The 19,531-nt window shown below is 54.8% G+C and carries 20 protein-coding genes; 10 read left to right on the forward strand and 10 right to left on the reverse strand.

Annotated elements, in window-relative coordinates:
* The first annotated feature begins 31 nt into the window (after positions 1 to 31).
* Complete coding sequence (locus ACTU44_RS08360; protein WP_462097181.1) at positions 32 to 1,369, forward strand: RsmB/NOP family class I SAM-dependent RNA methyltransferase; 1,338 nt, start codon at positions 32 to 34, stop codon at positions 1,367 to 1,369.
* Between the two features lie 203 nt (positions 1,370 to 1,572).
* Here the strand turns inward: ACTU44_RS08360 and ACTU44_RS08365 are convergent, their stop codons facing one another.
* Positions 1,573 to 1,890 (reverse strand): hypothetical protein, encoded by a 318-nt coding sequence (locus ACTU44_RS08365; protein WP_147252033.1) that lies wholly within the window; start codon positions 1,888 to 1,890, stop codon positions 1,573 to 1,575.
* A 290-nt stretch (positions 1,891 to 2,180) separates the two neighbouring features.
* On the opposite strand from ACTU44_RS08365, the gene guaA reads away from it, so the two are divergent.
* A complete protein-coding gene (gene guaA, locus ACTU44_RS08370) occupies positions 2,181 to 3,734 on the forward strand; it encodes a glutamine-hydrolyzing GMP synthase (RefSeq protein ID WP_114099292.1) in 1,554 nt (517 codons plus the stop codon).
* Positions 3,735 to 3,795: 61 nt separating this feature from the next.
* On the opposite strand, the gene ACTU44_RS08375 is transcribed toward guaA, so the two are convergent.
* The 5 genes from ACTU44_RS08375 to ACTU44_RS08395 all read right to left on the reverse strand — a co-directional run bounded on the left by ACTU44_RS08375 (position 3,796) and on the right by ACTU44_RS08395 (position 6,108).
* Complete coding sequence (locus ACTU44_RS08375; RefSeq protein WP_462097182.1) at positions 3,796 to 3,948, reverse strand: hypothetical protein; 153 nt, start codon at positions 3,946 to 3,948, stop codon at positions 3,796 to 3,798.
* A gap of 13 nt (positions 3,949 to 3,961) precedes the next feature.
* Positions 3,962 to 4,717, reverse strand: a complete 756-nt coding sequence (locus ACTU44_RS08380; protein WP_462097183.1) for an SDR family NAD(P)-dependent oxidoreductase — start codon at positions 4,715 to 4,717, stop codon at positions 3,962 to 3,964.
* Positions 4,718 to 4,822: 105 nt separating this feature from the next.
* The gene (locus ACTU44_RS08385; RefSeq protein ID WP_114099363.1) at positions 4,823 to 5,239 is read right to left on the reverse strand and encodes an MAPEG family protein; all 417 of its coding nucleotides are present in this window, start codon (positions 5,237 to 5,239) and stop codon (positions 4,823 to 4,825) included.
* A gap of 105 nt (positions 5,240 to 5,344) precedes the next feature.
* Positions 5,345 to 5,554 (reverse strand): helix-turn-helix domain-containing protein, encoded by a 210-nt coding sequence (locus ACTU44_RS08390; RefSeq protein WP_114099298.1) that lies wholly within the window; start codon positions 5,552 to 5,554, stop codon positions 5,345 to 5,347.
* Positions 5,554 to 6,108, reverse strand: a complete 555-nt coding sequence (locus ACTU44_RS08395; protein WP_462097184.1) for a DUF2975 domain-containing protein — start codon at positions 6,106 to 6,108, stop codon at positions 5,554 to 5,556. Before ACTU44_RS08395 ends, ACTU44_RS08390 begins: the two co-directional genes overlap by 1 nt.
* 179 nt (positions 6,109 to 6,287) lie before the next feature.
* Here ACTU44_RS08395 and ACTU44_RS08400 point away from each other — a divergent pair, with 179 nt between their 5' ends.
* From ACTU44_RS08400 to ACTU44_RS08435, 8 genes are all read left to right on the forward strand, one after another.
* On the forward strand, positions 6,288 to 6,728 hold the full coding sequence (locus ACTU44_RS08400; RefSeq protein WP_462097185.1) for an ArsR/SmtB family transcription factor: 441 nt from the start codon (positions 6,288 to 6,290) through the stop codon (positions 6,726 to 6,728).
* Positions 6,729 to 6,916: 188 nt separating this feature from the next.
* On the forward strand, positions 6,917 to 9,340 hold the full coding sequence (locus ACTU44_RS08405) for a heavy metal translocating P-type ATPase (RefSeq protein ID WP_462097186.1): 2,424 nt from the start codon (positions 6,917 to 6,919) through the stop codon (positions 9,338 to 9,340).
* Positions 9,341 to 9,618: 278 nt separating this feature from the next.
* Positions 9,619 to 10,455: a transporter substrate-binding domain-containing protein gene (locus tag ACTU44_RS08410; RefSeq protein WP_114099301.1), complete on the forward strand. Its 837-nt coding sequence runs from the start codon at positions 9,619 to 9,621 to the stop codon at positions 10,453 to 10,455.
* A gap of 27 nt (positions 10,456 to 10,482) precedes the next feature.
* Positions 10,483 to 11,145 carry an amino acid ABC transporter permease gene (locus ACTU44_RS08415; protein ID WP_114099302.1) on the forward strand — a complete coding sequence of 221 codons (663 nt, stop codon included), beginning with the start codon at positions 10,483 to 10,485 and terminating at the stop codon, positions 11,143 to 11,145.
* 11 nt (positions 11,146 to 11,156) lie between these two features.
* Positions 11,157 to 11,816 carry an amino acid ABC transporter permease gene (locus tag ACTU44_RS08420; RefSeq protein ID WP_462097187.1) on the forward strand — a complete coding sequence of 220 codons (660 nt, stop codon included), beginning with the start codon at positions 11,157 to 11,159 and terminating at the stop codon, positions 11,814 to 11,816.
* A 10-nt stretch (positions 11,817 to 11,826) separates the two neighbouring features.
* Complete coding sequence (locus tag ACTU44_RS08425) at positions 11,827 to 12,594, forward strand: amino acid ABC transporter ATP-binding protein (protein ID WP_114099303.1); 768 nt, start codon at positions 11,827 to 11,829, stop codon at positions 12,592 to 12,594.
* A 15-nt stretch (positions 12,595 to 12,609) separates the two neighbouring features.
* Entirely contained in the window at positions 12,610 to 12,996 is a 387-nt protein-coding gene (locus ACTU44_RS08430; RefSeq protein ID WP_114099304.1) for a RidA family protein, read from the forward strand.
* A gap of 45 nt (positions 12,997 to 13,041) precedes the next feature.
* On the forward strand, positions 13,042 to 13,800 hold the full coding sequence (locus ACTU44_RS08435) for an IclR family transcriptional regulator (RefSeq protein WP_462097188.1): 759 nt from the start codon (positions 13,042 to 13,044) through the stop codon (positions 13,798 to 13,800).
* A 432-nt stretch (positions 13,801 to 14,232) separates the two neighbouring features.
* Here ACTU44_RS08435 and ACTU44_RS08440 read toward each other — a convergent pair whose 3' ends face one another.
* The 4 genes from ACTU44_RS08440 to ACTU44_RS08455 all read right to left on the reverse strand — a co-directional run bounded on the left by ACTU44_RS08440 (position 14,233) and on the right by ACTU44_RS08455 (position 19,411).
* Positions 14,233 to 15,372 (reverse strand): DUF1513 domain-containing protein, encoded by a 1,140-nt coding sequence (locus tag ACTU44_RS08440; protein WP_462097189.1) that lies wholly within the window; start codon positions 15,370 to 15,372, stop codon positions 14,233 to 14,235.
* 36 nt (positions 15,373 to 15,408) lie between these two features.
* Positions 15,409 to 16,536 (reverse strand): imelysin family protein, encoded by a 1,128-nt coding sequence (locus ACTU44_RS08445; protein ID WP_462097190.1) that lies wholly within the window; start codon positions 16,534 to 16,536, stop codon positions 15,409 to 15,411.
* Between the two features lie 45 nt (positions 16,537 to 16,581).
* Positions 16,582 to 18,045 carry a di-heme oxidoreductase family protein gene (locus ACTU44_RS08450; protein WP_462097191.1) on the reverse strand — a complete coding sequence of 488 codons (1,464 nt, stop codon included), beginning with the start codon at positions 18,043 to 18,045 and terminating at the stop codon, positions 16,582 to 16,584.
* 97 nt (positions 18,046 to 18,142) lie between these two features.
* A complete protein-coding gene (locus ACTU44_RS08455) occupies positions 18,143 to 19,411 on the reverse strand; it encodes an imelysin family protein (RefSeq protein ID WP_462097192.1) in 1,269 nt (422 codons plus the stop codon).
* Positions 19,412 to 19,531 lie beyond the last annotated feature (120 nt).

Here is a 19,531-nt window from a genome sequence, read left to right on the forward strand (position 1 = left end):
TAACACCCGCAAAACAGGTTGGAAATTCGCTTTGAAACCCGGTGCACGTATCGCGGCCGTCATTGAACTTTACGACGGTTGGACCCATACCCGAGACGACGCAGACCGCGTTGTGTCCGGTTATTTCGGATCACGCCGTTATATCGGCGGTGGCGATCGCCGTGAAATCAGCGAACGTTTCTATAACCTGATCCGTCATCAGGCCCGTCTGGGCTGGTGGCTGGCAGAAGTCGGATACGAGTTTCAGGATGGCCGCGCACGCATGATCGCTGATCTGGTGTTGCATGACGGCCTGAAAACTGCCGAAATCGCCGACCGGTTCTGTGGCGAGCAATTCTGCCCGGAAACCCTTCACCCCAATGAAAAACACCTGATCAACAAGCTGTCTGACAAGACCCTTGATCATGATGCCCAGCCCGGTGCGGTCAAAACCGAGCTGCCGAAATGGCTTTATGCCGAACTGATGAAGCTTCATCACGAAAACCTTACGGCGGAGATGGCGGCCTATAACCAGCCGGCCAAACTTGATCTTCGCGTCAACCGTCTGCGCGGCACGGTCGAAGATGCCATCAAGTCGCTTAAAGCAGACGGCATCAAGGATATCGAGCGTACCCCGTTTGCACCCAATGGTCTGCGTCTGCCACTTGGTCTGAATATGCTGGTCACGGCGGCCTATAAAGACGGCCTGATCGAAATTCAGGACGAAGCATCACAGATTTGCGTCAAGCTGGTCGATGCCAAACCGGGCATGACCGTGCTTGATATGTGTGCCGGCGGTGGCGGCAAAACGCTTGGTCTTGCGGCAGACATGCACGGCAAGGGGCGTATTCTTGCCTGTGATACCCATGGTGGCCGACTGGATAATGCCCGCAAGCGTGCACGCCGCGCCGGTGCGGGCGATTGCATCCAGCAGCGCATCATTGCCGATGAACGTGACAGCTGGTTGCGTAACAAATCCGGTTTCTTTGACCGCGTGTTGCTGGATGTGCCCTGTTCCGGTCTTGGAACGTTGCGCCGTAACCCGGCTTTGCGCTGGCGTATCGGTCAGCGCGACCTGCGCACCCTTATGGGGCAGCAGAGCAAGATCCTTAAGGCCGGTGCCGCAAAGGTCACCAAGGGCGGTCGTCTGATTTATGCGACCTGCTCGATCATGCCCGAAGAAAACGAACGCCTGATTGAGACCTTTATGCGCGATCGCAAGGATTTCCGACCGGTTCCGATCAGCGAAATCTGGCCCGATGCACCGAAATCCGTTCCGGTTCCGGGCGGCAAGGACAAACCCTGGCTGCGCCTGTCGCCAAATGTTCATGGCACGGACGGGTTCTTTGTGGCGGTGTTCGAACGTACGGCCAAAGGCAAGGTAAAGTAATGGCAATGGCGGCCAAGGCATATGGAAACCAGGCCAAAACCTTTGCCGCCCTTAATCTGCCTGCAAAGAAAAAGGCCCTGCGAGCGATCCTCGCAGGGCCAGTTTTGTTTCACCGTGAACGCAATATTGCGTTGATGGACTCTTCTGCAAATTGCCGGTGCCACGGCCTTTCGGGTGTTGGCCCGATATCGACGGAAAACCGGTTACTCGGCTTTTTCGGTCGCGCCATCAAAGATGGTAGTCGGCTTGTCCAAACCTTCGGAATTCTCAAGATTGTTCATGCCCGGAATGTCGTCATCCTGGGCATCCGGGCCGGTCTTCAGGCTTTCGCCGATTTCGGCACTCGGCTCGGCCGGGGTCATGGTTTCGGACTTCTCGGCCGGTGCGCTTTCTTCAGTGCCAAAGATCGGCAGGGCGGAACCGCCGTCCTTCTGGGTCATTGCGATGGCGGTTGCTGTACCGGCAACCAGAATAAGACCAGCGACAGCGAGTGCGATTTTACTACCTTTGGAAGTGCTCATGATTTCGTGTCCCTTGCATTGATCAAAAGTGCGTTGCTCATGGTCGGACGCGTTGTTTCCCGCGTTCCGTTGATTGGGATAATGCGCGCCCATTGCGAAGGAAAAAGGGACCAATTGTGGGGTTTTCAGGGGGAATTGCGCGCAAAAACGCCGCAATCTCCTCCAAATGCCTGGGCTAAGGGCAAAAGTTTTTTGAATGCATCGTTGGGTGACCACCTGCGCCGGGTTGCCCATCTCGATGGTTTGGCGTATGTACGGCGCAACCCCATCTTCGACGGAGATACGGCCCGATGACTGATCGCGTGCTGATTATTGATTTCGGATCCCAGGTCACCCAGCTGATTGCACGTCGCGTGCGTGAAAGCGGTGTCTATAGTGAGATCCATCCTTTTAATAACATCTCGGATGCGTTCCTTGATGAATATGCCCCCAAGGCCGTGATCCTTTCGGGTGGCCCGGCGTCTGTCCATTGGGACAAGGCACCGTCAGCACCGACCAAGGTGTTTGAACTTGGCGTTCCGGTTCTGGGCATCTGCTATGGTCAGCAGACCATGGTCAACCAGCTTGGCGGCAAGGTCGCGACATCCGATCATCGTGAATTCGGTCGTGCCTTTGTCGACGTGATCGAAGATTGCGCGCTGTTCACCGGGGTGTGGGCGGCTGGCGCACGCGAACAGGTCTGGATGAGCCACGGCGACCGCGTTGATGCGCTTCCGGATGGTTTCCGCGTAGTTGGCAAATCCGAAGGCGCACCGTTTGCCGCCATCGCCAATGACGAAAAGAAATTCTATGCGGTTCAGTTCCACCCGGAAGTGGTCCATACCCCGCATGGCGCGCAGCTCCTTAAGAACTTTACGCATGGCGTTGCCGGTTGCTCTGGCGACTGGACGATGAATGCCTATAAGGACGACGCGATTGAGAAAATCCGCAAACAGGTCGGAGATGGCAAGGTCATCTGTGGCCTGTCGGGCGGTGTTGACAGCTCGGTCACCGCGGTTCTGATCCACGAAGCGATTGGTGATCAGCTGACTTGCGTGTTTGTTGATCATGGTTTCATGCGCTCGGGCGAGGCCGATCAGGTCGTTTCGCTGTTCCGTGACCATTACAACATCCCGCTGGTCCATGTTGATGCGTCCGATACCTTTATCGGTGCCATCGAAGGCGAAACCGATCCGGAAGTAAAACGCAAAACCATTGGCCGTCTCTTCATCGAAACCTTTGAAGAAGAAGCCAAGAAAATTGGTGGTGCAGACTTCCTGGCACAGGGCACACTTTATCCGGATGTGATCGAAAGTGTGTCCTTCACCGGTGGCCCGTCTGTCACCATCAAGTCGCACCACAATGTTGGTGGTCTTCCGGAACGCATGAACATGAAGCTGGTGGAACCGCTTCGTGAATTGTTCAAGGACGAAGTCCGTGACCTTGGTCGTGAACTTGGCCTGCCTGACAGCTTTGTTGGCCGTCATCCGTTCCCAGGACCGGGTCTTGCGATCCGTATTCCGGGCCAGCCGATCACGCGCGAAAAGCTTGATATTCTGCGCAAGGCTGATGCGATCTATCTCGAAGAAATCCGCAATGCCGGTCTTTATGACGCTATCTGGCAGGCCTTCGCTGTTCTGCTTCCTGTCCGTACCGTTGGCGTGATGGGCGATGGTCGTACCTATGACTATGCGTGCGCCTTGCGCGCAGTCACCTCGACCGATGGCATGACTGCGGACTTCTATGCGTTCCCGCCGGAACTGCTTGGCCGCATCGCCAACCGGATCATCAATGAAGTCAACGGCATCAACCGTGTCACCTATGACTTCACGTCGAAACCACCGGGAACCATCGAGTGGGAATAAGCTTTCCGATAGCGGAAACACCAAACGGCGCGTCCAGTGGATGCGCCGTTTTTGTTTGGAGCTAGTTCGAGCCGGGCCCATCCGACCCGCAATCGCCTGTGGAGTTACACGCATTTGACAGGACCTGTTGGACACTGCGTTGCCAGTTGAAGGTCAGGCAGGATGACAGGGCCAGTATGGCGGTCAATGCGATGATCAGGCGAAGCGGGCGCATGGTTGCATGGCCTTTATTTTCGGCGGAGCGCAGGCAGGCCGACACCGGTTGTCTCGAACCCGCCATCTGCGGCAACGATTTGACCGGTCACGAAGCTTGCCTTGTCCGAGCACAGGAAATGGATGACTTCGGCGATTTCATTTTCGGTGCCGTATCGGCCAAGCGGCATGGCATCAAGATAGGCCGAGATGATTTCTGGCGAATGCACCGCCATCGCCAGTTTGGTTTTGACCGGGCCGGGACAGACGCAGTTGGCGCGAATGCCATATTCGCCAAGTTCGGCGGCCTGTTGTTTGGTCATGTGAATGACTGCGGCCTTTGATGTGCCATAGGCCACACGAAGGGTTGACGCGCGAAGGCCCGAGATCGAGCCGATATTGACAATCGCCCCCTTGGTTTGCTTCAACGCCGGAATAGCGGCCTGAGAGACAAGGAAGACGCCATCAAGGTTGGTTTCCATGATCCGGCGCCAGGTGGCAAAGCTGGTTTCTTCGACCGGCAGGAAGTCGGCAACCCCGGCATTATTGACCACCGCATCAATCTGGCCGAATGCCGCAAGCGCATCGGCGATCATTTGATCGACCTGTTCGGGAACCGAGACGTCAAAGATAAACGGTTTGGCATCGGAAAGATCGGCAGAGGCGCTGAGCAATTCATCCCCGTCACGGTCGACCATCGCGACTTGCCAGCCTTGGGCGATAAACAGTTTGGCGGTGGCCAGTCCAATTCCGCGTGCAGCACCGGTGACCAGGGCGATCTTCTTTGACATCTATTGCGTCCTCTCCTGAAGTATTTTGCTGTTTGTGCGACATGTTGCCATCGCTTGATGTCATTTAGGCAAAACATTCTTCAGGCGGCAAGCACGGGTTAAACTCTAATGCCAAAACAATTGGGCGGCATAGACCAGCATCGAGAACAGGCTGATGAAATAGGCGATGGATCGTACGCCATTGACGCCCGGCAGCCGGGTAATACCGGCAATGTAAAACCCGGCATGTGCAATCCGGGCGATCAGGAAAAGGGTGGCGCAAATAATTGTGACCGTGTTGGAAATGTCGATGGCGTGTGCACTAAAGACGATAATCGCAAAGGGAACCAGATTTTCAAGCTGGTTCTGATGGGCGCGAAGGCCACGCGCGGCAATACCGGTACGTTCGGGCAACATATCGCGATTGCCCATAAGGCGTTTGCCACCAACACCGGGTTGCTTGGCATAGGCGTAGTTATAAATCCATGGCAGGCCAAGGCAGATCAGCGCATTAAGCAATAGAGTGAAAAGTTCGTACGTCACCAGATATCCAACCATGCTGTTTCATTAATCGACTTACGTCGGAAACTGCATGGTTGGATCAGGGGCGAGGGGAATATGCCGGGCGCTTGCTGCGCTGTGTAGGGTTCAGGTGTCGTCTTCAAATTCCAGAAGGTCGCCGGGTTGGCATTCCAGTTCCTTGCAGATCGCGGCAAGGGTTTCAAACCTTACGCCGCGTACCTTGCCCGATTTCAAAAGCGACAGATTCTGTTCGCTGATGCCGATCCGGGCGGCAAGATCCTTGGACTTCATCTTGCGGGTGGCAAGCATCACATCAAGTCGGACAACAATCCCCATCAGACAAAGCTCCGGTTTTCATCGTCGATCCGGGCTGCTTCGCCAAGAACCCAGGCAATCACGATAATCAGAGCGCCAAGGAAAAGGGTGCTGGCTTCGGCATTGCCAAGCCCGATCGACAACATTCTTTCACCCGCCGGACGATGGAAGGTCGCCAGAACCGATGTCACAGCCCCGGTCAGCGGTTTTACCAGTGTTTGCACCAAAAGCGCGACACCAAAGACCTTAAGGTGCCTGATTGGCGCGGGCTGGAAAATGATGTCACGGGAAAAGGCCCTGAACATCTTGCGCAGATGATTGAGCCCGTAAGCCATGATCAGGGAAGGGATCATCATGACCAGCATGGTGGCGTATTTCTGCCAGCCGGAAAGAGCATGAAGATCGGCAATGCTGACGGTCATCTGACTGCTGCTGGTTTCAATCCAGCCCGGCACATACCAGATGATCGGAACGACAAAAAACTGGAAGATGATGGCAAGCGCACATCCCCAATACAGAACGGTACTGAGGCGACGCACGTTTTGAAGGGTATCAGGTTTAGTTGCGGTCGTCATTTGTGGGGCTCCTGAATGTGGGTATTCTCGAATCGATTTATAAAATTCATGTAAAACATGAATAAATTATCGAAATGAGTCAATGTGAAAACTGTATTCGGGGGCATTCAGTGTAAGAATGCAGGCATGAGTGGATCGTTCCCCTTGCCAAGGCCGGGCAGGCATGGAAAATAAGGGCCATGTCAGAAAGCAAAACCAGTTCCCCGATCGCCAAGCCCGTGTCATCGCGCGCAGAAAATGACTGTCAGGAATGCGATGCTGCGGCCCGTCTTGGCCTGAGCACCGAACAGGGCGAGGCCGTAACGCGCGATGCATCGCGCGCGGTGGGAGCGGATTTGTCTTTGCCCCATATCGAGGCGGCAGCAAAAATCTTTTCGCTTCTGGGGGATGCCGGGCGCTTGCAACTGGTTCTGCGCTGTATGGAAAAACCGCAAACGGTGAGCGAACTGGCAGATGCGACCAACATGTCGCAATCGCTTTGCAGCCATCATCTGCGTCATTTACGCGATCAGCGGATTCTGGCGTCCGAGCGGCGCGGACGGCATATTTTTTATCAGATTGATGACGAGCATATTTCGCGCGTGGTGCGCGATGTTTTTGCGCATGTCACCCACGACTGATTTTTTTCGTTTTTAGTTCAGCTGTTTAACTGGGTTTACCAGTATCTATGTTGGTGTCAAAGCCGGGCAACGGGCATGTGCGATTTTGATATTCAAATCATCATTTGAATATCCTTGACAGACCAACATATGAATCCTAGTTTGAATGTAATATATGAATAGAAATTTGATCTTTATGAGGTGACTAAATGTCCTTCGTTGCAAAATGGGACGATATTCCGGCGATCGGCAATTGCGGACGGTGTCGGGAAAGCCTGATAGATGCCTTGAACAAGGCGGTTCCCGATCACGGCATTACCGGTGACGGTCAGGGGATTTCTGTATCCCTTCCGGTCAATGCAGACGAAGATGCAGTCTTGCGGGATATTGTTGCTAAAAAGGGTGGCGCTGTAAGTCATTACCACTGGCAGGTTTCTGGTATGGATTGCGGTTCCTGCGTGGCAAAGATCGAAACCGCACTGGGCAAAGTTGACGGTGTGTCTTGCGTGGATGTGTCGATGATGCGCGAAACTGTAACTCTGGGCATTGATGATGCCCACACCGACAGCCGCAACAGCATCACAACCATGCTGACCAAACTTGGTTATCCGGCACAGGAAAAGCCGGTTCCGGGCAGCATGGACGCGTTGGCAAAAGCTTCTTGCTGCGGGGCGAGCAGTTGCTCCGATACCAAGTCCGGCCAGGGCCAAGACCCTCTCGGTCAGGATGGCAATCCGGTCGACGCGCAAAAAGCGCGCTGGTATGCGCCATGGTCTTCAGAGAATGACGAAATCGCCTTTGCCGCTATCTTCCTGCTGCTGGGCGGGGCGACCGGTGCGCTGGTGCCGGCAACGTCACCCTATGCGATGTCAATTGCCTCGATCCTTGCGGCCGTGCCGGTGATGAGGAAAGCGCTGCGGCTTGCACAAAGTGGGGCCATCTTCTCGATCGAACTTTTGATGTCGGTTGCGGTTATCGGGGCCGTGGCCATTGGTGAAAGTCTTGAGGCCGGGATGGTTGTTTTGCTGTTTGCCATCGGTGAACGGCTTGAAGGTGTTGCGGCCGGGCGGGCGCGAAGTGGCGTCAAGGCCCTGATGAAGCTGGCACCCGAACAGGCACGTCTGGTGCGTGATGGCGGCTTTGAAACCGTTTCCCCCGCACAACTGGCGCAAAACGATCTCGTCGAAATCCGTCCGGGTGAACGTATTCCGGCTGATGGGGTGATTGCCTCCGGCGCGGCCGAGGTCGACAACAGCCACCTGACGGGGGAGTCGGTTCCGGTCTATCGCAAGGAAGGTGACGAAGTCTTTGCCGGTGCCATCGTCACCGACAGTCCGGTTCGGATGGCAGTGACCCGCGCAGCCGGGCAAACCATGCTTGATCGCGTGATCGAACTGGTCGAGCAAAGCGAAAAACACAAGGCACCGGTAGAACGGTTTGTTGCCAAATTTGCCCGCATCTATACCCCGATTATTATGGCGTTGGCGGCGGCGACAGTTGTTATTCCGCCGGTTGTGTTTGGCCAGTCATGGGATGAGTGGATTTATCGTGGTCTGGCATTGTTGCTGATCGGTTGCCCCTGTGCGCTGGTGATTTCGACCCCGGCGGCGGTGACATCGGCACTTGCACGTGCCACCCGGATCGGACTTCTGGTCAAGGGCGGTGCCGGGCTTGAGCTGATCGGGGCGGTTCGCACCATGGCGTTTGACAAGACCGGGACCCTGACCGAAGGCAAACCGAAACTTGCGGCGATCAAGACTACGGATGGATATGGCGAGAACGGTCTTCTGACCATTGCTGCGGCACTTGAAACCGTGACGTCCCATCCGCTGGCCCGTGCTGTGGTGCAGGCCGCGGAAAACCGGAACCTTGAACTGCCGGTGATCGACAATGCCAGAACCATTGCCGGAGCAGGGGTGGAAGGCAAGATTGACGGTGTGATCTATCAGGTGGGGGCGGCAACCCGTCTTGGCGTAACGCCTGATGGCGAGATTGATGACTGGCTTGCAGCGCAAGAGGAAGAAGGCAGCACGGCGGTCGTGATCCTCAAGGATGGTATGGTCATTGGTGCCCTGGCGCTGCGTGATGTTGCGCGCCCGGATGCCAAGGCCGCCCTTGCCGAACTTAACAGGCTTAACATTACACCTGTGATGTTGACCGGGGATGCCACCCGTGTTGCCAGGCGGATGGCTGCTGAACTGGGCATGGATTACCGTGCGGAATTGATGCCCGAAGACAAGCTTAACGCGCTTTCGGCCCTGCGCGACGATCCCAAACGCTCTGGCCCGGTGGCGATGGTTGGTGACGGGATTAATGATGCCCCGGCGCTAAAGGCTGCTGATGTCGGGATCGCCATTGGTGGGGGAACGGATATCGCACTTGAGGCCGCCGATGCGGTTGCGGTCAAGGATCGTCTTGGCGATGTGGTCAATCTGGTCAAGCTATCGCGGGCGGCACGCCGTGTCATTCGCGAGAACATCACGATTGCGCTGGGGCTTAAGGCAGTCTTTCTGGTGACCTCGATCACGGGGTTGACGGGATTGTGGCTGGCGGTTCTGGCCGATACCGGTGCGACTGTTCTGGTCACGATCAATAGTCTGAGGCTTCTGGTCGCCTTGCGCAAAGCGAGATAGTCAGATGCTGTAATCCTCTGATTTCTACCGGTTTCAGAGACTGGTTCGAACAGGGATGAATAAAGGAAAATGCCGCCAGTCTGTGGATGCAGACGGCGGCATTTTCTTTGTCTGTATGTCCGAAATTTTCACGGGAAGGCGCGGGCGGGGCAAAACGAAATTGACTCCCGTTAAAAAACGCTGCTAGTTTAAATCCGAAACAACGGTATCGATTCCGCTATAACGGAATTTAAGAAACTACCCAGCATGTGTGGCTCATTAAAACGCGGAGACAAAAGATGACTTTTATTAAAACGCTCGCCGTTGCGACGGTGATGACGGCTGCTGCCGGTTCTGCCATGGCACAGGAAGCAAGCAAGCTTCAGGAAGTGCTTGATCGTGGTTATCTTGTTCTGGGGACCGGTTCGACCAACCCGCCCTGGCACTTCATGGACAGCGACAACACGCTCAAGGGTTTTGACGTTGACATGGGCCGTCTTGTCGCAAAGGCGCTGTTCGGTGACCCGGATAAAATCCAGTATGTTCAGCAGTCTGGTGATGCCCGTATTCCGAACCTGGTAACCGACAAGGTTGACCTGTCCTGCCAGTTCATGACCGTCACCGCCGAACGTGCCCAGCAGATCGAATTCACCATTCCTTACTATCGCGAAGGCGTTGGCCTGCTTTTGATGGCAAATGGCGACTATGCCGACTATGACGCGCTGAAAGCAGCCGGTGATGATGTGACCGTGGCGGTTCTTCAGAACGTCTATGCCGAAGAAATGGTCCATGCGGCCCTGCCGGAAGCAGAAGTCGACCAGTATGACAGCGTTGATCTGATGTATCAGGCCCTGAATTCAGGCCGTGCAGAAGCCGCCGCAACCGATCAGTCGGCCTTGCGCTGGTTCATGGTTCAGAACCCGGGCCGTTACGAGGATGCTGGTTACGCCTGGAACCCGCAGAGCTATTCCTGCGGCGTTAAACCGGGTGATCAGCGTTGGCTGAACTTTGTTAACACCGTTCTTCATGAAGGCATGACCGGTGTTGAGTTCCCGTTCTATGCTGAAAGCTTCAAGACCTGGTTCGGTGAAGAACTGGCCGTGCCGAAAATCGGCTTCCCTGTCGAGTACAAGTAACGCGTTCAGCATCCTGAAAGAACTGTTTTGAATTACGATTTCAATTTTGACGTCATCTGGCGCAATTGGGAACTTCTGGCTCAGGGACTTGGTCTGGGACTGTTTCTTGCCATTGTGTCGATTGCGATCGGCTGCTTGATTGGTCTTCTTGCTGCTTTCGGGATGCTGTCCCGCCACAAGATTTTGCGCTGGATTGCGGGGGGATATGTCTCCGCAATCCGCAATACCCCGATCCTTGTGCTGATCCTGTTTTGCTATTTTGCCCTGCCGCAATTGGGCATCGCACTCGACAAGATTTCATCCTTTATCTTCACGCTGTCGATTTATGCCGGTGCCTATCTGGCCGAGGTATTCCGGTCGGGGCTTGTTGCCTTGCCAAAAGGCTTGCGTGAAGCCGGACTGGCGATTGGTCTGACCGAATTCAAGATCAAGACCAACATCATCATTCCGGTGATGTTCCGTAACGTTTTGCCATCGCTTTCGAACAACTTCATTTCCCTGTTCAAGGATACCTCGCTGGCGGCGGCAATTGCGGTGCCCGATCTGACTTTCTATGCCCGCAAGATCAATGTCGAAAGTTTCCGGGTGATTGAAACCTGGATGGTGGCGTCGATGATTTATGTCGTGGCTTGCTATGTGATCGCGTGGCTGTTGCGCCGTCTTGAACAGCGTCTTGCTGTTCCTCGTTGAAAGGGTATCAGGTGAATTTCTCTCTTTTCTTTACAGAGTTGTGGAATGCCCGGATGAACCTGCTGGACGGGCTTGGCGACACAATTCTGATATCGGTCTCGTCGGTTGTGCTTGGCACCATTCTGGGCGTGTTTGTTGGTCTGGCAATGACATACGGGCAGCGCTGGCTGCGCTTTATCGTGCGGCTCTATATCGACTTTCTGCGCGGGACGCCTGTTTTCGTTCTGATCCTTGCCTGCTTTTACATTCTGTCGGTGGTCGGTGTTGACCTGACAGCATTTCAGGCAGGGGTGCTGGCGCTGACGCTGTTTTGTTCGTCCCATGTCGGTGAAATTGTGCGCGGGGCGTTGTCGGCGATTGCGGTCGGACAGACCGAGGCGGCCAAATCAATCGGCCTGACCTTTATGCAGACCTTTGTCTATGTCCTGCTGCCACAGGCCTTGCGCCAGATTTTGCCAACCTGGGTGAATACCGCAACCGAGATCGTCAAGGCATCGACATTGCTGTCGATCATCGGTGTGGTCGAGCTGTTGCTGGCCACCCAGCAGGTGATTGCGCGTACATATCTCAGTCTCGAATTCTATCTGTTCGCAGGCTTTGTCTATTTCCTTTTGAACTTCGTGATCGAGCAAGCCGGCCGTGCTGTCGAGCGTCGCATTTCGATCCCTTAATGAGGCTATCATGTCCCCAATTCTGACTATTTCCGGTCTTCACAAGAGTTTTGGTGAACTCGAGGTTCTCAAAGGTATCGATCTTACGATGCAGCAGGGCGACGTTGTTTCCCTGATCGGGTCTTCCGGTTCTGGCAAAACAACACTTCTGCGCTGTGTGAACCTGCTTGAAGACTTCGAAAAAGGGTCGATAGAGCTTGCCGGTCAAAAAATCGGCTATCGCGAAGATGGTGCCGGGCAACGCCGCCGTTTGCCAGAACGCGAAGTGGCCCGCCAGCGTTCGATGACTGGTATGGCGTTCCAGCAGTTCAATCTGTTTCCGCATATGACTGCCATCCGTAACGTGATGCTGGGTCTGATCAAGACCAAAAATATGCCAAAGGACGAAGCACGTGAAGTTGCCCAAAAGTGGCTTGAACGTGTGGGCATGGCTGCACGCAGCGATCATTATCCCGGTCAGCTTTCCGGCGGGCAGCAGCAACGTGTCGCAATTGCACGCGCCATCGCCATGAACCCGCAGATCATGCTGTTTGACGAAGTAACATCCGCCCTTGATCCCGAACTGGTCGCCGAGGTTCTTGCCGTGGTGCGCGATCTGGCGGTTGAGGGGATGACCATGTTGCTGGTGACGCATGAAATGCGCTTTGCGCGCGACGTTTCGACCAAGGTCGTTTTCATGCATCAGGGGCGCATTCACGAAGAAGGCACCCCCGACGAGATTTTTGGTGCGCCCAAAACCGAACGATTGCAGGGCTTCCTTGCAAATTCCGAAATCTGAATCAGGAGATCATTTATGAGCATTAAAAGACATGGCGTTGGCGAAGGCAAAGGCAGCGGGCAGAAAACACTGCCATTTGCCAAGGCCACAGAAGCCGACGGCTGGCTTTATGTCTCAGGACAGACACCGATGCGTGACGGCGAAGTCGTCGGCACCGGGATTGTTCAGCAATCGCACATCGCGATCGAGAACATGCTGAAGATTGTCGAGGATGCCGGCTATGACAAGGCCGATATCATGCGCATCGGCGTATGGCTTGACGATGCCCGGGATTTCTGGAGCTTCAACGGCGTTTTCGAAGAATATTTTGGCGAAAATCCCCCGGCGCGTGCATGTGTTCAATCCTCAATGGTGGTTGATTGCAAAGTTGAGGTCGACTGCATTGCCTTTCGTAAGGCATAAGCTAGTTGAATAATAAGACATGATTTAAGCGGGGCGATGGGGGTTATGAAAGAAGGTCAGACACGTAAACGTGCGCGCGGCATTGATCGTGCGTTTGATATTCTTGATCATCTGCGTGATGTCAGAACCTCCCAGCGTCCCGCTGAAATCGCCCAGGCGCTTGGTGCGCCAACATCTACGATCTATGACCTGATCGGCACTTTGCTGGATCATGGTATGCTTGAGGTTACCGATGCGAACGGATCGGTTTTCCTCGGGCGTCGTGTCTATTTCCTCGGACTGGCCTATAGCGACTATTTCGACCTGACCCGTCAGGCCGCCACGGTGCTTGATGAAATCACTGCCAGCACCAAGGAAACGTCGCAGTTCTGTATGCTTGATGGCGGCAAATACACCGTCGCCCTGCAGCGCGAAGGCAGCCGTCCGTTTCGCATCAAGGCCGATGTCGGGCAACGCACATCCATTCCCTGGACCGCATCGGGCCGCTTGTTGCTGGGCCATCTCAGTGATGATGAAATTCGGGACCTGATCCCCGAAGAAGATTTCATTCTTCCCGATGGTACACGGATGGATGTTGACGCCTATATCGCGGAAATCCGCAAGGCGCATCACGAACAGTTTTTCTCGTTCGACAGCATCGTTGATACCTTTACCCATTGCTTTGCCGCACCGGTCTATGATCGCAAGGGCATCTGTGCCGCGACCGTTTGTATCGTCGCCCCCAAGGAAGATGCTCGCGAGAATTATCAGCTTTACAAGAATGCGCTGCAAACCGCAGGCATGAAACTGTCACAAGGCAGCTAGAACGGCGATCACCCTGCAACCTGACAGGTTCAGGGGGGTGGCGCTATTGCGTGCCGTTTGCCAAAGATGAAGATATCCGGAAAAGAGAAAGCGGCGGTTATCGTTTCCCGCATCGATAACCACCGCTTTACCACCTTGAGAGGCCTACGGGGAGAGAGGACCCGTAGGTTGAGAGACAAGCCATTTTGGGGACAAAATGCGAATGGGTTGCATTCGCGGGCTGTGTCGAGACCTGTTATAGGCGAGGGAAAATCGGAACGCAAGTGAAAATCGTTCTCATTTGCGCAAGATTTTTGGTTGATGACGGTGTTGCCAAATTATCCCTACAAAAACAGTTGGTTAATCTGTCGGTTTTCTGCGGTTTTAAAACCCTGGAAAGCATAAAACCCGCAACATATGTGCGGGTTTTATCGGGTTTCAAGGATCGGGATATCAGGTGCTTATGCGCCGCAAATGATTGTCCCAATGCAGCGATTTATGAGAATCGTCGGGCAATTCAACGCGCTTACGGCGAATCGCATCCATGCGCCAGCCATTACCAAGGCCGCTGGTGCCGACAAATTCGCCGGGGCGGTCCGTTGCCGCAAGACCACAGCCATCCGGGGCCGCGATATGGGTCAGGAAGTCATTGGTTTTAGCATCCCAGAATGTGACAAGCCCGCCACGCGGGCAGGAAATGCCAAAGACCTGACCAGACGCATCAAAGCGCACAGACCCGCAATATTGGCGCATGCGATATTGCACATTGTCAGGTGCCTCGATCGGGCGGACTTCCTTGCCCGGTTGCCAGACACCGACAAGCGGGACCTGATCATTAATCTCGCCCTGATACTGGAAGCCTGCGGCAATCGTGCCATTGGCTGAGACATCAAGGTGGCGGATCGACAATTGATGCCAGTCATGTTTGAGCGCGGCCTGATGGATCAGCTCGCCGGTGCGGCGATCAATGATCGACAGGTTGGGTTCCATGGAATCGATGTTAAGCGGCGTACGACCGTCGAAATCGGGATGGGTGTGAAGCCCGCCATTGGCAATTACAAGCTGTTCGCCACCGGGCATCAGATGCAATTCATGCGGGCCGGTGCCATAACTGTCAAATTCGGCCACCCGGCGATAGCCATCCTTGGCATCCCAGACCGAAACAACGCCACGCGCATGATCAAAATCGTTTTCGGTGATGTAAAGAAAACGTCCATCGTTCGAATAGATCGCGTGACCATAAAAACGGCGATCTTCCGGGCAATGCAGCTTGGCGCGGACTTCGCCGGTATGACGATCAAGGATCAGGCCGTAAAGACCCGGGCGACGTTCGACCGCTGCCACATCAACATGGTTCGGGCGCAAACCGATATCATGACCACGCCCCGGCAGAGCCTGTTCAAACAGGATCTTGCCCGACGCGTTAAAGGCGCTGACATAGTAATCATCGGCATTCCCGGCACTGGCGGAAATATAGACCGCACGGTCTTCGATGGCCGGAGTGCTTGCCGCGCGCGCGATATCAAGCGGCAAAAGGGTAAATGCCCCGCCAACACCCATGAGTTTCAAAAAATCGCGACGTTGATGTCTCATTTTCTTCTCCGGTTATGAGAGCTCCGCTTTGATTACTCAGTCGCCATCAAGCGCATTGAAACCGCCACCAAGCTGGGTGGTGCCGCCAATGTCGTTCTCGACCAGCGTAATCAGGAAATCGATCTGCGATTTGAACTCGGAAAGCTTGGCATAGCCATCTGGCTGCGCCAGCAGTTCGTCCATTGACGGCGGCAGGTTATTTGCCGCGTCAATGACGGTTTGCCAGTTCAGGCGGAAGGACCGATCCAGAAGGCTGTTGTCGATCAGCGATGCCATACCCGCACCCTCGGTGCCGACATCACCCCATTTGCCGTCATAAATGGCAAATAGCCCGGTCAGGTTATGGACAATGTTGCGCAAGGACCGCTTGGCGACTTCGCTTTCGCCACGGCTGGCCTTGGCATCCTGTTCATTTTCCCCCAACGGACGGCCAAGCTTCTGGGCCGAGATAATCAACAAGCCTTCATGGAGGGCGCGATAAAGATCGGTCGCGGCAAATTTCGCCGTCGGGTAATCCATGCTGTCGGGGCCTGCTGTGCTCATGGCTTCGGCAAATTCCGGCCATTCGTCACGCAGCTCGCCGGTGATGGTCTGAAGATTGGTGGCAATGGCTGAGCCGTACTGACACAGGAAGACACCGTCTTCGTCACCCTTGCTCAGATGGTCGGCATTCTTGTCATCAAACAGGACTTCCTCAAGTGCCGGGAACCCCTGAAGGGCCGCACTTGCTTCGGCAAGCTGGGCCGGATCGGTATAGCTTGCCGGTTTGCTAAACAGCAGTTTCCGGAATTGCCGTGCGGCAGTACCATGTTTGTCGGGCCAATATTCGATATGCTGATCCCGGCCATTGGCAACCAGTGGCCCCATGCGCCAGGGCTGGATTTCCTGCCAGATATCCATCGCACTATTGAATTCGTTCTGAACGTCTTTGAGATCATCTGCATCCGGATCGGCACAGAAATCCTTGATGGATTTGGTCAGCTCTGATGCCGCGTCATGAAATTCATCAAGCTTGGGCGGCATCACTGTATTCAGAAGGTGCGACAATACGGCACTGTATTTCCCGTCGGGGATATCGGCATGGGCAGGAGGCGCACTAAAACCGGTAACCAGTACGGTCATGACTGAAAGCAGCGTGATACGCCAGAACGATTTTTGCGGCATATGTCTTTTCCGAATATTCACGGGATTTGAAACACTTATACAGGCTTAAAGCGACTTTAGAAATGCAAGCAGTTTCCTGCGCTCGGATGGTGGCAGCATTGTGACAGAATGGCGCGCAGGCTCTGCTTCGCCGCCGTGCCACAGGACGGCCTCAAGGATGGTTCGTGCCCGGCCGTCATGAAGGAAACCGGCACGTGGATCGATCTGTTTGGCCAGCCCCAGTCCCCAAAGCGGTGGTGTCCGCCATTCGCGGCCTGATGCCTGGGCTTCGGGCCGATGATCTGCAAGGCCTTCGCCCATGTCATGCAGAAGCAAGTCGCTATAGGGCCAGATCACCTGACCGGATTGCTCCGTCATGTCCGTGCGTTCCGGAAGCTGGTAACGGGGCGTATGACAGGATGCACAGCCAATGGAGTCAAAAATCTTCTGCCCGGCTACGACATCTGCATCGTTGGCATTGGTGCGCACCGGCGGGGCAAGGTTTCGGGTGTAATAAAGCACAAGGTCAGTGACCTGCGAATGGGCTTCAAGATTTTCAAATTCCGGATCATTGCCGTTCGGTGCGTTCAGGCATGCCGTTTGGGCGCTGGTGCAATCGCCTGATCCATCGGGATAAAGCGGGGTGGATAATCCGACATCAAACTGGAACGCATTCTGGTTTTGCTGGTCAAGGCTTGGCATTCCTGCCTTCCAGCCAAACCGCCCGATGGCAAGCTGTGCCTTGGCAATATCCCAGACATGATTGACCCGGCCGGAAATCCCGTCGCCATCAGCGTCTTGCGGATCAGCGCGCGCAAGCAGCAGCTCGTCAGGAATGGCTTCGAGCAATCCAAGCCCGATCATCGGCGGGGCAAGGCGTGGCGAAACCATCACATCAGGATGAAGCGGTCCATAAGCCAGATCGGTCATCTGATAATCGGGCTTTTGTAGTGTAATGACGTCTCCGTCAGACAGGGTGACATCGATATTTTCATAACTGACCTTCACGCGTCCTTCGGCATTGATGCCCGCGACCGAGAAGTCCTGAAACTGGCCGCCATAGACCGGGTCGGGAATGGCTGCGATCTTGCCATCAAGATGATCGCGTAACTGATCGGCTGTTTGCGGCGGGATCGAAAGGCGCAGCAACATGGATGTTGCACCCTCTTTGGGATTGTTTTCATCAACCGGATGACCGCGACCATTGCGGATATGACATCCATTGCAGGCCCGCGAATTGAAAAGGGGGCCAAGACCGTCTGCGGTTTTGGTGCGTGTCGGTGCGGTGACCCAAAGCCTTTGAAAAAGGGCCTCGCCAAGCTTGAAATCAAGCCGCTTTTCAAAGGTCATATTGGCTGAATAATGGGTGAAGACATTCCGCCCGTCGGCATTTGGCCAACTGGTATTGCCCCCCGGAAAGGCAGGGTCATCAACCTGTTGGGCAAAGGCTGTCGGGATCAGGGCACTAACCGTCATCACGGCAAGACCGGACAAGGCAAGATGGCGCAGGGCAGGAACGAAACGTTTCATGACGATTTTGGTCTTATGATTATTGTAAAAGCAAAACGGCGGGAGACTGAATCCCCCGCCGTTCAGTGCCATCAAGGCAGGTGTCGAGTCATCAGGCTCAGTTGACTGCAGACGGATTATCGAGGCTGTCAGAGCCTTCGAATTCAATGCCGTCAATGCCAACAGCAGCAATGATCTGTTCAATCGATTTGGTCTGATCAACCAGTGCATCAACAAAGGTCTGAACAACAGCGTTGCCGTCGTCATTGCCCATGGCGATCAGCTGATCGAAATGTTCACCACCCTGTGCACGGGTAACCATGGCTTTGCCTGCCAGAACCGACGTCGCAAGCTTGCCGCGCAGTTCGGTATCAAGAGCGGCGTCCTTGGCTGCTACCAGATCGGAAAGTGCCGGACCTTCAACGACCGAACCGTCAACGCGCGTGTAACGGCCAAGATAAACGTTCTGGATGCCCTGTGCGTCATAGAAGTGGCTGTTGTGGGTGTTGTCCGAGAAGCAATCATGCTCTTCTTCCGGATCATGAAGCAGCAGACCAAGCTTGGTGCGCTCGCCGCCCAGTTCGCCATAAGACAGCGACCCCATACCGGTCACAATCGCAGTCAGGCCCGGAACACCATCACCTTCAAGAACGGTTTCGCGTGCTTTGCCACCATCGGCCCACTGTTCGGTGATCCATTCCAGATCGGATACCAGAAGCTCGCCCGCCGCTTTGAGATATGCGCCACGGCGGTCGCAATTATCGTTGGTGCACGCATCACCGGCTGCATAGTCGGTCCATTCACGTGCACCGGCACCGGCATCGGTCCCGTTAAGGTCCTGACCCCAAAGCAGGAATTCAATCGCGTGATAGCCGGTTGCAACGTTTGATTCGACATCGTCGATTTCATGCAAGTCTTCAAGAAGGGCGGCATCAATGATTGATGCATCAATGGTCGTGCCTGAAATGTTCAGGCTCGGATTTGCGATGACATTAGCGGTATAGGCCGGGTTTTCTTCACTTTCTTCGCCGTAAAGGCCGGTTTCGACATAGTCGATCAGACCTTCGTCAAGCGGCCATGCATTTACCTTGCCTTCCCAGTCATCGACGATGGCATTGCCAAAACGATAAACTTCGGTCTGCTGATATGGTACCCGTGCCGCAAGCCATGCAGACTTTGCCGCGCCAAAGGTCTCGGCCGAGGGCTGCGCGATCAGTGCATCAATTGCGGATTGTAACTTCTTGGCCGTGATCAGTGAGTCTTCGTAACCGGCATGTGCGATATCGGCATAGGTCGTCAGAACGTCTTTGGCGCCCGGTGCGGCATAGGCCTGCACGCCAAGGGTCGAAACCAAAGCGGCCGTCCCGAGAATTTTTGCGATTTTCATAGGAGTTCCCATCTATCCCTGAAAGTGAGCCAAGGGCAGTGCCCTGAGGATCAAAAGGCGAGTGAATCTTTGCAAACGAAGAAATCTGGTCCCCGATCTTCGCCCCGATCCAGATGCTTT

Source organism: Thalassospira sp. SM2505, from assembly GCF_054901115.1.